The sequence below is a fragment of the Sphingobacterium alimentarium genome, assembly GCF_004342685.1.
GTDB lineage: Bacteria > Bacteroidota > Bacteroidia > Sphingobacteriales > Sphingobacteriaceae > Sphingobacterium > Sphingobacterium alimentarium.
Genome location: NZ_SMBZ01000030.1, coordinates 1 through 15,165 on the forward strand (window position 1 = coordinate 1; position 15,165 = coordinate 15,165).

At 39.9% G+C, this 15,165-nt stretch carries 9 protein-coding genes and 1 riboswitch; of the genes, 4 read left to right on the forward strand and 5 right to left on the reverse strand.

The window, feature by feature from the left end; all coding sequences use genetic code 11:
• Positions 1 to 149: 149 nt before the first annotated feature.
• The gene (locus EDC17_RS11115; protein WP_132778145.1) at positions 150 to 3,548 is read right to left on the reverse strand and encodes a DUF1080 domain-containing protein; all 3,399 of its coding nucleotides are present in this window, start codon (positions 3,546 to 3,548) and stop codon (positions 150 to 152) included.
• A gap of 12 nt (positions 3,549 to 3,560) precedes the next feature.
• Positions 3,561 to 4,826, reverse strand: coding sequence for a Gfo/Idh/MocA family oxidoreductase (locus EDC17_RS11120; protein ID WP_132778146.1), 1,266 nt, complete (start codon positions 4,824 to 4,826; stop codon positions 3,561 to 3,563).
• A 193-nt stretch (positions 4,827 to 5,019) separates the two neighbouring features.
• On the opposite strand from EDC17_RS11120, the gene EDC17_RS11125 reads away from it, so the two are divergent.
• From EDC17_RS11125 to EDC17_RS11135, 3 genes are all read left to right on the forward strand, one after another.
• Positions 5,020 to 5,619 carry a 50S ribosomal protein L25/general stress protein Ctc gene (locus tag EDC17_RS11125; RefSeq protein ID WP_132778147.1) on the forward strand — a complete coding sequence of 200 codons (600 nt, stop codon included), beginning with the start codon at positions 5,020 to 5,022 and terminating at the stop codon, positions 5,617 to 5,619.
• Between the two features lie 84 nt (positions 5,620 to 5,703).
• Entirely contained in the window at positions 5,704 to 6,267 is a 564-nt protein-coding gene (pth, locus tag EDC17_RS11130) for an aminoacyl-tRNA hydrolase (protein ID WP_132778148.1), read from the forward strand.
• Between the two features lie 291 nt (positions 6,268 to 6,558).
• Entirely contained in the window at positions 6,559 to 7,788 is a 1,230-nt protein-coding gene (locus tag EDC17_RS11135) for an ROK family transcriptional regulator (RefSeq protein ID WP_132778149.1), read from the forward strand.
• Here the strand turns inward: EDC17_RS11135 and EDC17_RS11140 are convergent.
• A complete protein-coding gene (locus EDC17_RS11140; protein WP_132778150.1) occupies positions 7,785 to 9,026 on the reverse strand; it encodes a hypothetical protein in 1,242 nt (413 codons plus the stop codon). The genes EDC17_RS11135 and EDC17_RS11140 overlap by 4 nt on opposite strands.
• Positions 9,027 to 9,123: 97 nt before the next feature.
• Between EDC17_RS11140 and EDC17_RS11145 the strand changes: the two genes are divergently transcribed.
• Positions 9,124 to 10,794 (forward strand): glutamine--tRNA ligase/YqeY domain fusion protein, encoded by a 1,671-nt coding sequence (locus tag EDC17_RS11145; protein WP_132778151.1) that lies wholly within the window; start codon positions 9,124 to 9,126, stop codon positions 10,792 to 10,794.
• Between the two features lie 47 nt (positions 10,795 to 10,841).
• On the opposite strand, the gene EDC17_RS11150 is transcribed toward EDC17_RS11145, so the two are convergent.
• Positions 10,842 to 13,829, reverse strand: coding sequence for a protein O-mannosyl-transferase family (locus tag EDC17_RS11150; RefSeq protein ID WP_132778152.1), 2,988 nt, complete (start codon positions 13,827 to 13,829; stop codon positions 10,842 to 10,844).
• 129 nt (positions 13,830 to 13,958) lie between these two features.
• Positions 13,959 to 14,915: a methylenetetrahydrofolate reductase gene (locus EDC17_RS11155; RefSeq protein ID WP_132778153.1), complete on the reverse strand. Its 957-nt coding sequence runs from the start codon at positions 14,913 to 14,915 to the stop codon at positions 13,959 to 13,961.
• A gap of 58 nt (positions 14,916 to 14,973) precedes the next feature.
• A riboswitch (SAM riboswitch) is annotated at positions 14,974 to 15,075 on the reverse strand.
• Positions 15,076 to 15,165 lie beyond the last annotated feature (90 nt).

Genomic DNA, 15,165 nt, shown 5'->3' on the forward strand with positions numbered 1-15,165 from the left:
GGACACCCTTGTCCTAAGCTAACACTTCCCACTGTAAAGGCGTGTTCGGGACTTACACCCTAGAGTTATTGCACATGCTGGGCACACAAACAAAAAGGATGAGCAAATTGCTCATCCTTCTTCGTATAATGATTAGAAATTCCGGCTAATTACAAAGTCTTAACCCTAATATTTCTAAAGAATACTTCTGTACCATGTCCAAGGAAACCAATATGCCCCTTCGTTTGATTCAAACCTGGATGCTGTTTGTTATCCGCAGTACCGTTTTTAGCAGCTTCTTTGATGTCGCCGTCAACGATTACTTTGCCATTCAATGTGACTTTGATTTTAGAACCTTGCACGCGGATCTCTTGCTCATTCCATTCGCCCATTGGTTTTAAAGCGCCTCGCTTGGCAGCAATAATTCCATATACAGACCCATGGTATTGATAAGGTTTTAGATTCTTATATACATCTGCATCATCATCCAATATTTGGATTTCATGACCCAAGTATGCTGCATCACCTTCCATAGGCGTACGTATACCCACACCATTATTTGCGCCAGGAGTCAATTTGAATTCAAATCGATACACAAAATCACCGTACTGCTCCTTGGTATAGATATTTTTACCAAACTTAGCGTCGGGATTTGCTCTCAAAACACCTTCTTCTGTGATCTCATAAGCCGAAGAAGAAGTCCATTTGTCTAGATTCGTACCATCAAATAACATATCGAATCCTTCTTTTTTCTCCTGCTCAGACAAGGTATAAGTGACCTTACGCGGAAGTTCCTTCAGATAAATATCGCGGTACCACACTTGTGAACCATGCGCTTGCAATTCGATTTGCTCCATTGGGAAAATAGATTGATTGCGATCCCAAAAGTTCTCTAAAGTCACATTATCAACAACCAATTCACCATTCAACCAAACCCAAACTTTTTCTCCAACCATCTTGATTTTCATGTTATTCCATTCACCAAGAGGATTATCGGCAACTTTTAAAGGTTTAGACTCATTTTTTTGATTGTTATACAATCCTCCAGAACCTACCTGAGCACCTACATTTGTACGTGAAATATCCCACATTTGAACTTGCGGAGTACCTCTCAAATATACGCCTGCATCAGGTTCTTTACCATTTTTGTCTAATTTCCAGTCGAGCAACAATTCAAAATCACCGTATTGTTTTACCGTAGCGATATTGTCGCCGTGTCCGTTAAACACTAAAACACCATTTTCTGCTCGCCAGCTGTCGCGCATCTTTTTGTCTGCCTCAACTTGTTTAGCTGCTAACTCCTTAGCACTCATTTGCGCACGCTTAATCGGATTTTCTACCAATCCTTTCCAGCCTGTCAAATCTTTACCATTGAATAATGCGACGTAGCCTTCTCCTTTTGGCATTTCCGCTAAATGACGTACAATAGCCTCACGAAGATACGAGCTTTCGCTACCTTCCAGATTCTTCATTGCTGCTTCTAACCAATCACGTACATCTGCACCCACATACGAAGGATTGTCTGTGGCGATATTCATTACCACATCGGTAGCCGCACCTTTGAGTTCAGGATGTGTTAAGTATTTGCTCGCAAATACCAAGGCCATATAAGTACCTGTAGACTTAAGGTTAGATAAGGCTGTGTTCTTCTGTCTTGTTGTCTGTGCGTATTCGAAAGCGTCTTTAAGCAAGATTGTCTTTTGGTCGGTATTGACTTTACTAGCACTCAATTGTCTAATAAATCCATCGAAAACGACATTAAACAAAGTCGGATCTTTTTCCGTACGCAACAAAGTTGTCAACGCATCCAGAGAGGAAGTATTCGACCAGCTCGCTAAAGAAGCTATCGCCTCTGCACGTAAGGGATTGCCTGCAGGAAGATAATTCTTAACCGTTTGCAATGCTTCGGCACTACCTTCGCCAGCAAAAATCGGAAAATAACGCGCCGCCGATGGAGCCATCGAACGCGAAATATTCGCGGATAGTCGCTTTACTATATTTTCCTTTTCTGGATTATTCTGTAGGGCAACTACTGCTGCACGCTGTGCCAACGCTATTTCTTGATTATTAGCTTTGTCCAATAATTCAATCACAGTATTGAAATCACTATCCTTAACCACACTTGGTAAGGCTGCGAATGCTGCTGTACGTACGTTGCCATTAGCGCTTTTGATTAATTTTATAATTTCAGCAGAAGAATTAGCATTTGAACGTTTAGCTAATACATCTAAAAGAGCAATTTGTGTTTTCTCATCAGCGGATGCCAATGAACTATTTACTACATCTATAGTTTGTGCATCAGCGGCAGTCAACAATAAGGTCTTAAGCACATTCAATTCTTTTTCCGAAGCTGTCGGAATCTGGCTGATGACAAAAGATGCATTATTCCCTTTGCTCAAAGCAGATAGGGTGTAATAGGACGCTATTCGAGCTTCTTCGCCTTTGATTTTTGGAAGACCTTTTTCGATCGCTTTTATGGATGCTGTCGCATCATTTGTTTTCAAAAAGTTCAATACGCTTTCCTGTCCCTCTGCATCCAATTTCACTAGAGAAGATGTTATTTTCTTCATCTCGGAAGCAGATACATCTGTACTAAGTAAGCCCAACGCAACATTACGCAAGATCGGATCTTTACCTGTCGACAGCGACATTAAGTTTTTACGTTGTTTCTTCGGGTCAAGTCTTGCTAACAATTCTAGAGACGCTATTTTCGCACCCAAAGCCTTCTCTGTAGAAGCTTCGGCATACACCCTAGAAGCGATAGACGAAGCTAATTTGGCATCACCATTATTCGCCAAATTATTCGCGTATTCCAATAGTAAAGCAGAAACATTGGTTCTGTCAAATTCCAGATTATTTGCCTTTGCTTTCGCATATAGAATATCATATGATTTGGCAGTACCCAACTTGCTCAATGCAGCGTACGCGTTATACTGGAAATTATCGGAGTCATAGTTTTTCAACAATTCCAAGATACGGTCTTCAGCGTCCGTATTGCGAACTTCGCCCAATGCACCAATAATCGCTGTCGCTGTTTTTTCGGTTACATTAGCTGATAGCGCCTTGTTCAGCGCCGCCGAGGACTCATTCGTGTGTATAGCACTTAATACACGTGCTGCCTTTTCTGCTAAATATTCGTCTGACAAATAGGAAGAAACCTTTGATATTGCTTCGTTTTTCGCGCAGAATTTCAACAACTCGAGTACGTATCCTTTATTATCTTTATCAGACAATTTATCTAAGGCCAACAAAAGTCCTTGTGCATATTTCTCGCGTGCAGCTTCTTTACCTGGCTGCATGACATATAATGCATAAGAGTTCGTAGCGTATTCTATAGGAGAATTGTCATTGCCTGCAGGACGCAGTTTGGACAACAATTGAGCCACGTCCTCCGAACTGAAATTCTCCAGCTCACCCATTGCCAGTAGAAATTTATCCATCTCTGCTGCAGGTTGCTGAGCCAGCACATCGGCGATTTTGGTTTCGGCAGTACGCCCCGCAGGTTGTTGCGCGTATGATGCTGTCTGTAACAGCAATAGTATTGATATGGTATTAAAAATCTTTTTCATTGGTAGGGCAGATTACATAGTCCAAGGACCTCTCATAGGTTGATTAATTAAACGATTTGCAGCTTCGTCATTGACAAATTCTTGCTTAGCAGAATCAAAATGCAATGTTCTATTAAGTCTTAAGGCAGCTAAACCTAAATTTACCAACGTACAAGAATAATATCCATTCTCCTCATTCAGAGCAAATTTCTGACGTGTACGCACGGCTTCTACAAAATCTGTAAGCTGAGGTGCTGGATCCGGATATTGAGCTAATTTGCGTTCCAAATCCGGAATATCGGATTTGAACCCTCTATATAATTTACCTTTTGGACCTTCTATATACGCTTTGCCCACCTCTGTACCTTCGCCATCTAATATGATTTGACAGCCGTCCGCATAGGTGTAGGTAATTTTACGCCATGTACCTACTGCATCTGAGTGCTGTTGTGGAGCGTCTACCTCAATTTTCACGGGACTTTCATTGTCCTTACCTAGGAAATACTGCACAGGGTCTAAGTAATGCTGTCCCATATCACCGAGGCCGCCACCATCATAATCCCAATATCCACGGAATGTGGTATGTACACGGTGTGTGCTGTATGGCTTATGAGGTGCAGGACCCAACCACATGTCGTAATCCAATTCTTTAGGCACTTGCTCCACTGGAAGCTGCTCCTTTCCTACCCAGTAGAATTTCCAGTCAAATCCCGTATGCTTACTGATGGTGACCTTCAAAGGCCAGCCTAGCATTCCTGTATCGACTACTTTTTTGATTTTCTTTACAGGAACATTCATTCCATAAAAGTTAGCATCAAATCTAAACCATGTATTTAATCTGAAAATATTGCCGTGTTGAGCAATAGCTTCTTTGACCTTTTTACCCTCGCCGATGGTACGTGTCATCGGTTTTTCACACCAGATATCTTTACCTGAGCGCGCTGCTTCTAGAGCCATCAGACCGTGCCAATGTGGAGGAGTAGCAATATGCACAATATCCACATTTTGATCTTGAATCAAATCCCTAAAATCATGATATTGCTTCACGCCGCCTCCGAGCGCATTCTGCGCAAGAGCTAAATGCCTAGAATCTACATCACATATAGCTACTGTTTTTGTACCTGCATAATTAAAATGTCCTCGTCCCATGGCACCTACACCAATTACACCTTTTGTCAGATGGTCAGATGGGGCCAAGTAACCCTTGCCCAAAACAAATCGCGGTACGATAGTAAAGGCTGCGGCTCCAATCAATGATTTCTTGATAAAATCACGTCTTGAAGAGTGTTGTTTTTCCATAATATATTAAATTGTGTTGTAAGGTTTAATATTCTAAGTTTAAGTTGCATGCTATGGACGCAGGTGTTAAATATAAGAATTAATCTTTTTATATCTGCGTAACAATCTTTTCACTTTTCACAAAATCGATTGTTTATTTTTTTATTCAGAAAATTTCGCTATTTTTGCACCTCAAAATTTATATATTTTTAATATGAAATCAATTGCTATTAGCGGTTCTGTAAGACAGAACGTAGGGAAAAGAGATGCAAAAGAATTGCGTTACGAAGGTCAAGTGCCTGCAGTTCTTTATGGAGGTGCTACTCAAACTCACCTTTCTGTATCCGCAGCTGATTTGAAACAAGTTCTTTACACTCCTGAAGTAGTATTCGTAGAATTAAACTTAGAAGGAAAAACTGTAAAAGCTATCGTTCAAGACGCTCAATTCCACCCTCTAACTGACTTAGTTAGACACATAGACTTCTTAGAATTATCTGATGATAAAGAAGTATCAATGAACATTCCTATCAAATTAACTGGAACATCTCCAGGTGTTAAGATGGGTGGTAAATTAGTTCAAAAATTACGTAAATTACGCATCAAAGCTCTTCCTGCTAATATGCCTCAAGAGATTGAAGTACCTATGGAATCATTAGAAGTAGGTAAATCATTCCGCGTAAGTCAAGTAGTATTAGACAACGCAAAAGTATTAAACAACGCTGACGATACTATCGTATCTGTAATCATGTCACGTGCATTACGTCAAGCGGAGCAAGAAGCTGCTAAAGCTGCTAAAGGTACTAAGAAAAAATAATTTTGCTTTACCGCAATCTAAAGGGCATCGAAATATCGATGCCCTTTTTTCGTGCCATATGAAATCATTTTTTACCTTTGTAACATGAATTTTTTGATTGTAGGTCTGGGCAATATTGGACGCGAATATGCAGACACAAGACATAATATAGGTTTTATGGTGGCGGATGAATTAGCCAATCAGGCGGGCACATCCTGGTCTTTGCAAAAGCATGCCTATTATACCGAATTCAAAATCCGTAATCATAATGTATACGTCATCAAACCGACGACCTATATGAATTTGAGCGGCAAAGCCGTAAACTATTGGATGCAGCAATTAAAGGTTCCTATAGACAATGTGCTTGTAGTAGTCGATGATCTGGCAATCCCTTTTGGATCTTTGCGTATCAAGCCAAAAGGATCTGCCGCAGGACACAATGGTTTGAAATCCATTGAGGCCTTGTGCGGAGGACAGAATTACCCTAGACTACGATTCGGTATTGGTGACAATTTCCCAAAAGGAAGACAAGTGGATTACGTATTAGGACCATTTGATAAAGAGGAACAAAAAGATCTACCCGCACATATTGAACACGCCGTAAAGATGGTACATTCTTTCGTGACCATTGGAATCGGTCTTACCATGACGAATTTGAATACAAAATAATACAAAAGCCACATTCATGTGGCTTTTGTGATATAAAGGATTTTATACTTTTATTTTTAGCGTATTCCTTCTAGAAAATCTTTCATAAGCATCTACAAATCTATATGAAATTTATTCTACAAAAAAAACAATATTAATTATTAGACAAGTTTAAGAAGTTAGATTTTCTCTTACAGAGAAAAATACATTTATAGTTAAATTGAGTAAATTACAGATAATAATAAATTTATTTATTAACACATCAAAAATAGCAGATATATTTGCTATTTATGGACTTAGATAACAATTAATATGACATCCAATTTTTTTAAGCATATTCACGAGGCGAACAAAAATGGAGTCGCCTACAAGAATATTCGGCTGAAAAAGAAAATACTAGCTTATTTTGCCACGCGAGAAACAGCGACTATTGCGGAATTAAGCAAAGAGTTCAATATAAGTATTCCAAAAATCAACGAAAGTGTAACGGAGCTCATTCAAGATGAGCTGGTAAAAGACTATGGCAAGACTACCTCCGCTGTTGGGCGCAAACCCAACACCTATGGCTTGGTAGCGAATGCAGCTTATTTCATAGGCGTGCAAGTCGGTGTTGATAATTTAAGCATTTCGATGATCAACATGAAAAAGGACATCGTTTCGCAGAAAGACAACATCCTTTATAGTCTTCAAAACAATGAAGAGTCTTTACTGGATATTTGCAAAGAAATCAACGAATTCATCAGCAAACATAGTATCGTGAAGGAAAAAATCCTCGGGGTAGGCATTAACTTGACCGGAAGGATCAACTACCGAACAGGCTATTCGTATAGCTATTTTAATTTTTATGAGAATCCACTTTCCGAATTATTCGAACAGAACCTAGGTATCCCAACATTTTTGGAGAATGATACGAAAGCCCTTTCTTATGCCGAATTCAATAGCGGCACTTTGGCCGACGAAAAGGATGCCCTATTTGTAAATGTAGACAACGGTATAGGGTTAGGGATCTTAATCGATGGCAAGTTATACTATGGTAAATCGGGGTTTTCGGGAGAATTTGGACATATTTCTATCTTCGACAACGATATAATCTGTAAATGCGGGAAGAAAGGCTGTCTGGAAACAGAAGCTTCGGGATACGCTTTGATACGCCGCGTGACCGATGAAATCAATAATGGCGCAACAAGTATTCTGACTAAGAAATTCAAAAAAACCGAAGATATTAAATTGAATGACATTATCAGTGCAGCTAAAAAGGATGACAATCTATGCATTGAATCCATCAATTACATCGGTGATAAACTGGGTCGCGGCATCGCTTCACTCATAAACATTTTCAATCCCGAGCTAATTATCATAGGTGGTGTCGTAGCCAAGTGTGAAGAATATCTGAGTCTACCACTAAAAAATGCAGTGAATAAATACTCGCTATCCTCCGTAAATAGAGACACAAAAATTATACTTTCTTCCAAAAGTGACAATTTGGCTTCCTATGGAGCTTGTCTATTGCTAAGAGATCGTTTATTAAACGTAACGGACTAACGAGAAATCGTTTGTCCATCCTGACTCACTTTCTTCACAAAAGGAGCAGCGTATATATCAAACAATACAGCGAATTCATAACGAGAGATAACCTTTGAGGGATTATAATCACCCTTGAAGGTTAATTCCATATTCCACAATCTTTTGACCTCCACGTCGAGTTCTTCCCCACGAAAAGCGGTATATTTAATTAGATTCAAAGCATCTGCCACAGTCATAAATTCGGGATTATTGTCCACAAACCACAGCTGTGCCCGAGTAAAGAATTGATTAATGACAGGACGGATATCGGCAACACGAACGGAGTCATCTCCCTCAAAAATCAGCTGCTCATCTTTCTTATGAAGTGGTAGAATTCCTGCAAGATACATCCGTTGTAAGGACATGAAATTTTGATCCTTAAAACTAACATCTTGTGCAGGTAATAGACGGCTTCGGAACGTCAACAATTCATTTTGCAAAGTGCGTAAATCAATTTTATCGACTGTGGTTTTGAAAAATGCACAATAGCTTACAATTGCGCCCATTATTTGGCCATATGCTATCTGGAACGCCTTATTGGTTTCCGCTTCGCGCGCAAGAGCATCCAATACAAAGAAATTATCCTTTTGTGTAAACAAATCCGTCAGCGTATAAGTATAAATTTCTTTATTTTTTTCACCTAATAAGACAGTTGCCCTCGAAGCGGCTAAAGTAAGGTCTTTGGCCGGAGTAGATTTTAATGCAGGAAGGTTACCGAGTGAAGTTTTACGCAGAAGATCCTGGGAGAGGCTTGCATCGAGTACAGAAAGAAAGTCATAGCTTTTCCTATTGGACAGCGTTACTTTCCACGTTTTGCCACGCACGATCTTTACCACATCTTCATTAGATAATGACGTTAAGAGGAGATTGTCTGGAGAGAGAACATTGTAAGCTTCTCGCTTTCCATTCTGGCGTACTCCTGGTATGGAGTCTTGGGCTAAACTTTTCTTATCGACAAATTGATATACCACACCCCCGTCTAGCACGGTAGTGGATAGAGCTTCCTGAATTCGAAAACGATCCTCTTGAAAAGAGTATCCCTGCGGATTGACCCATAGTGTAGGCACACCCGAAGCAGCGGATTGCACAGCAGCTACATACGCCTCTAACGTACTGCCATAAATCAAAATTTTAGGCTTTGGCGTTTTAGCAGACAGAAATAAGGGAAGGGATAATAGTAAGAATACCCCATAGCGCGCGTAATGCAAAATTTTCATATCTAAATTTAAAAACAATTTACATTTATTAGGCTAACCTACCATTTATTTTGAGCTAAGCATCCTATATTTAGCAATATATAAGTAACTTTGCCTTATGATAGAGGAAGAAAAATCATTAAATTTTATTGAAGAAATCATCGAAGAAGATCTTCGATCAGGGAAGCATGACGGTCGCGTATTGACTCGATTTCCTCCTGAGCCTAATGGCTATCTTCACATTGGCCATGCCAAATCCATCTGTCTTAACTTCGGATTGGCACAAAAATACAACGGCAAGACAAACCTTCGTTTTGATGACACAAACCCTGTGACTGAAGACACAGAGTATGTAGAAAGTATCAAAAACGATATTCAATGGTTGGGCTTCCAGTGGGCACAAGAATTATACACCTCGGATTATTTCGAAACATTATATGAATATGCGGTAAAGCTCATCAAAAATGGCTTAGCATATGTAGATGACAGTACTGCGGAGGAGATTGCAGCAGCTAAGGGTACACCAACTGAACCAGGCGTGCCTACACCTAACCGCAGCCGTTCGGTGGAAGAGAACTTACAACTTTTCCAAGAAATGCGTGATGGTAAATACCAAGACGGTGAAAAAGTATTGCGTGCTAAAATTGACTTAGCCAACCCCAATATGCACATGCGCGATCCGATTATCTATCGCATCAAACATGCACATCACCACCGTACAGGCGACAAATGGTGCATCTATCCGATGTACGATTTCGCACATGGACAATCAGATTCTATTGAGAAAATTACCCATTCCGTATGTACGTTAGAGTTTATTCCTCACCGTGCATTGTACGATTGGTTGATTGAGCAATTGGAAATTTTCCCTTCTAAACAATACGAATTTGCGCGTCTTAACATGACGTATACGGTAATGAGTAAGCGTAAATTATTACAATTGGTGAATGAGGGACATGTAGAAAGCTGGGATGATCCACGTATGCCAACGATCTCAGGACTTCGTCGCCGCGGTTATACGCCAGCAAGTATTCGCAATTTCTGTGATCGTATAGGTATCCAAAAACGTGAAAACATGATTGATGTCAGCCTATTGGAATTCTGTATCCGTGAGGATCTGAACAAGACCGCTTGGCGCAGAATGGCCGTATTGGACCCTATCAAACTCATCATCACCAACTATCCCGATGGAAAGGTCGAAGAATTAGTAGGCGAAAACAATCCAGAAGTAGAAGGTGGCGAGGGTTCTCGTATTATCCCTTTCACTAAAGAATTGTGGATCGAGCGTGATGACTTCATGGAAGATGCACCTAAGAAGTTCTTCCGTCTAGGACCTGGGCTTTCTGTACGATTGAAACATGGGTACATCGTCGAATGTCACGATTTCAAAAAAGATGAAAATGGCAACGTAACGGAGGTACACTGTAACTATATTCCGAATTCCAAATCTGGAGAAGATACGTCAGGGCTGAAAGTAAAAGGTACAATTCACTGGGTTTCGACAGCACATGCCAAAGAAGCAGAGGTGCGTTTGTACGATAGGCTTTTTCAAGTTGAAAATCCCGCAGCAGAAGAGGATTTCAAAGCTTCTTTGAACCCAAATAGCTTAACGGTAATTCCTAAAGCCTATATTGAGCCAGATCTAGCGAATGCAATTCCAGGAAAAGGCTACCAATTTATCCGTCTTGGATACTTCAACTTGGATACCAAGTCTACATCCGAACATTTGGTATTCAACAGGACAGTAACATTAAAAGATTCTTGGGCTAAAGAAGTCAAAAAAGGATAAAACATACAAAACAAAAGGAGGTCGTTAACCTCCTTTTGTTTTGTATGTTAATTTTTAAAATATCTATCATCCATTCGCTTTATTTGTGCCATCAGCTGCTTATTATCTAAAGCAAATGCAATCTCTCTATACCGATTAAAAGAATCTACCGTAGTCTGCATATCCATCTGATCAAAAGCTGTAAGTCGATTTCCTTTTCTCACCAAATAATCTAAATGGTTGTTGATATAATCAATATTACGGGTTACTATTTTCTCAGCAACTCCCTTTTCTCCTACTTTGAGTAAAGTATCCCCCACAGTCGCATTAGAATATACATGATTGATATCGACTATGTGTTGAGGCATATGCTTTTCGGCCAATAGCGCAATCTCTTTAGCTTCTCCTAGCCTCTCTTCTGCAAGCAACGTGTCTAGCGCGACATTGATTGTATTATCAAACAAATAACTCTGCACAAAACGACGGTAGTCCACCTCAAAATGCTTCATCTGAGAAATATTGCCAAAGGCATATTTAGTTTTGATATTACGATATATTGTATCTGTATTTACTAAAGATATCGTTTCCTCCGGTTGCCCCTTTTCGATAGGCATTAATTGATACAGAAGACCTTCATTAACCAAATATTTGTCTAGTCCTAGAAAATTCTCTTTTCCAAGCATATTGGCAAAGTAAATAGGACGCTTCCAATTGTTATTTAATATGATGGAAAGCATGCTTAATTCTGCTTTGGTGACATAGGATTTATTATATGTCCAGCGTAGCGCGTCTGCAATATCATTCTGCCAAGAAACAGGCACGGCACGATTTCTAATCACAGAATCCTTATCTACTGGCAGTGCCATATTTTTGGTTGGAAGAATATTGACGTAAGCTCCATCTGAAAATTGAACCTGATTGCTTTTATCATCCGAAAGCATGATTTTCAATAGCGTATCCACATCTGTATAGCCTTCCACCTGCATATCATAATAGTATATCACATCCCGAATTCCGCTCTTTATTTTGGAGAGATCAATATTTATAGGGGCCTTCGGAGCCGCATTGATATCCTTCATCGTCTGATTGACGTACCAATCCGATTGTAGATAACTCAAATTGACAATACGGACATCCGTGCGGATGCCTTCGACTTCCTGCAGATACCACAATGGGAATGTATCATTATCGGCATACGTAAACATGATGGCATTCGGTTCACACGACACCAAGTAATTGTAGGCCATATCTCTAGTCCATGTACGCGCTGAACGATCATGATCATCAAAATTTTGATGCAGTAAAAGCCCCGGCACGAGCACAAAAGCGGTTATACCCGTAGCTATTACGACAACTTTGTGTGTAAAAAATCGACCGACGAGATCCATGAATGCTATAACACCTAACCCTATCCATATGCTGTACATGTAAAACGAACCTGCATAAGCGTAATCACGTTCACGCGGCTGCATAGGGGTCTGATTCAAATAAATTACAATAGCCAAACCCGTAAAGAAGAATAATAATCCCACGATAAAAGCATCACGTTTACTCCGCTTATAGTGCCATACCAATCCAGCAATACCCAACAGCAGAGGTAAAAAATAATATACATTGCGCGAAGGATTTTGATGCGTATTTGATAAGCTTTCTTCACCGATCCGAACTTGATCTAAAGCCGAGATACCAGAAAGCCAATTTCCGTTGAGGACACTTCCATGGCTAGGTTCGTCATTTTGTCTTCCAGCAAAATTCCACATAAAATAACGCACATACATGTGGTTAATTTGATAGTTCCAAAAGAATTTTAAATTGTCCCACATGCTGGGATCCTCTCCCTCCTGCAATCCGGTATAATAGGTATAGAAGTGCGCCTTGTCTGCACTCCATAATCGAGGAAATAACATTTCCTTATCGTAAGTATATTCCCCACGACCATTGATAGCGGTATATTTCTCGGCATCCTTACGATAAGTTGTACTTTCTTCTACGCCTGTAGCCTTGGAGGTATAAACTGGGCCTTTGATGAGTGGTTCGGATCCATACTGCTCTCTGCTCAAGTAGCCAAGAAAACTAAACGCATCATCCGGCGAACCATTATTTAAAGAGATATTCGTTTGTGAACGAATCAGCAACATGCTGTATGAACTGAATCCAAACAGCACAAAACAAAGCGACAACATAGATAATTGCAATACTGCTTTCTTTCTCTGAATAGAATAAAATATTCCATAAACCAAAAGTCCGGCCACGAGCAGGACAAAGAAAGCAATACCAGTCCCAAAGCTGAGACCTAAATTATTGACAAAGAACAGATCAAAATAAGCTGCCGACTTTACTCCATATTGAATTACGCCCCATAGCACAAAGGCCAAAACGCCTATCCCAACACCAAGTGTCTGTAATATCCCTTTTATTTGAATCTGTTTCGCTTTCTTAAAATATATTACCAACGCCAAAGCAGGAATTGTTAATAGATTCAACAAGTGTACCCCTATGGATAATCCCATAACAAAAGCAATTACCAACATCCATTTATTGGCATCTTCTTGTTCAGCTCTGGCTTCCCATTTCAGGATAAGCCAAAATACCAACGCCGTACATAGGGATGACATCGCATATACTTCACTTTCAACCGCTGAAAACCAAAATGTGTCCGTAAAAGCATAGGACAACGCCCCTACAACGCCTGCGCCGAAAATTTTCAGATTATTCAAGGGAAGCGAATTGCTTTCGGATATGGTAACTTTTCGCGCTAACGCAGTAATAGTCCAAAATAAAAACGTAATCGTGAGGCCACTGCATACAGCCGAACCAATATTCATCCAATAGGCAATCTGACTCTTATCGCCAAGCGCCAGGTTTGAAAATAGATTTTGAATCATCAGAAACAATGGTGCTCCAGGCTGATGCACGACTTGCAGTTTGTAAGCTGATGCCACAAATTCACCTGTATCCCACCAACTGTTATAACGATCGGCCGTATAGATATATAATAGCGTTGCGATAATTCCGCACATCCAGCCCAACAAATTATTGGTTTTCGAGTAATTCATAATCTAGTGTATTTAATAATGGGAAATAATACCATATAAATTTAGGAGATTACGGAATGTTAATGTGTTAATTAACAGAATTTAACACAATTAAAAAAAGCTTTCCTTTCGAAAAGCTTTTTAATATTTTTAGGCTAATTTTTCCACGATCCGTTTAGTAGGCCCAGGATTACTCATCGTATAAAAATGCAATACCGGTGCACCGAAAGCTATAAGTTCTTTACACTGCTGGACAAGCCACTCTTCCCCTACCTGACGCACCTCCGCATTTGTTTTACAAGCGTCCACGGCATCACTAAGATCTTCTGGAATATCCAGATGAAAAATTTTGGGAAGCGTGATCAACTGTTTTTTTGAGGTCAACGGTTTAAGACCGGGAATGATAGGCACATGAATATCATTTTCACGGCATTTGGTGACAAATTCTTTGTACTTTTCGACATTAAAAAACATTTGAGTCACAATAAAATTTGCACCCATTTCTACTTTTTTCTTCAACCATTTAAAGTCGGTATTGAAGTTTGGCGATTCAAAATGTTTTTCGGGATAGCCGGCTACACCGATACAGAAGTCTGTTTTGGAACTATTTTCGATGTTTTCATGCAAATATTTACCATTATTCATATCGACGACCTGTTGTAAGAGATCCGTTGCAAAAGCATGACCTCCAGGCGTCGGAATAAAGTCAGGATCGCCCTTGCGCGCATCGCCACGGAGTAACAATACATTATCAATACCCAAAAAATCCAAATCAATCAACGCATTCTCAGTCTCTTCTTTGGTGAATCCACCACAGATCAAATGAGGCACCGCATCCACCTTATACTTGTTCATAATAGCTGCGCAGATCGCCACAGTGCCAGGGCGCTTGCGGTAGGCTACGCGCTCCAATAATCCGTTGGAATGCTGCTTGTACAGGTAATCCTCACGATGGTATGTCACATCAATAAAGGGCGGTTTGAACTCCATCAATTCATCCATCGTATTGAAGATGCTTTGTATTCCCTGACCTTTAGCTGGCGGCAATAGTTCAAATGAGAATAATGGATTACCGTCTGCACGTTTAATATGGTCTATGATTTTCATGTTATTTTCTCGTTTAGGCTTACAGAAAAGACACGGGGGCTTGTATATCTTTACTATCCACTTATCTTTCCCTTTTTGGGGGTAGAATTTAGCACCTTGAGCATATGTCAGGTTGCTAAGGCTTCATTGGGTCTATTCCCTCTGCCTTTCTCTATAAGCTCTGCTAATATCGGTATTTAGTCTAATAAACTCAAAAGAAAATCATTCATTTTTTCAAATTATCTTATTCGCTACATTTTATGTTTCAAAA

What these genes read in the sequence shown, in the direction of transcription:
- EDC17_RS11115 (WP_132778145.1), bottom strand. Translation starts at nt 3,548, where the DNA reads ATGAAAAAGATTTTTAATACCATATCAATACTATTGCTGTTACAGACA.
- EDC17_RS11120 (WP_132778146.1), bottom strand. Translation starts at nt 4,826, where the DNA reads ATGGAAAAACAACACTCTTCAAGACGTGATTTTATCAAGAAATCATTG.
- EDC17_RS11125 (WP_132778147.1), top strand. Translation starts at nt 5,020, where the DNA reads ATGAAATCAATTGCTATTAGCGGTTCTGTAAGACAGAACGTAGGGAAA.
- pth (WP_132778148.1), top strand. Translation starts at nt 5,704, where the DNA reads ATGAATTTTTTGATTGTAGGTCTGGGCAATATTGGACGCGAATATGCA.
- EDC17_RS11135 (WP_132778149.1), top strand. Translation starts at nt 6,559, where the DNA reads ATGACATCCAATTTTTTTAAGCATATTCACGAGGCGAACAAAAATGGA.
- EDC17_RS11140 (WP_132778150.1), bottom strand. Translation starts at nt 9,026, where the DNA reads ATGAAAATTTTGCATTACGCGCGCTATGGGGTATTCTTACTATTATCC.
- EDC17_RS11145 (WP_132778151.1), top strand. Translation starts at nt 9,124, where the DNA reads ATGATAGAGGAAGAAAAATCATTAAATTTTATTGAAGAAATCATCGAA.
- EDC17_RS11150 (WP_132778152.1), bottom strand. Translation starts at nt 13,829, where the DNA reads ATGAATTACTCGAAAACCAATAATTTGTTGGGCTGGATGTGCGGAATT.
- EDC17_RS11155 (WP_132778153.1), bottom strand. Translation starts at nt 14,915, where the DNA reads ATGAAAATCATAGACCATATTAAACGTGCAGACGGTAATCCATTATTC.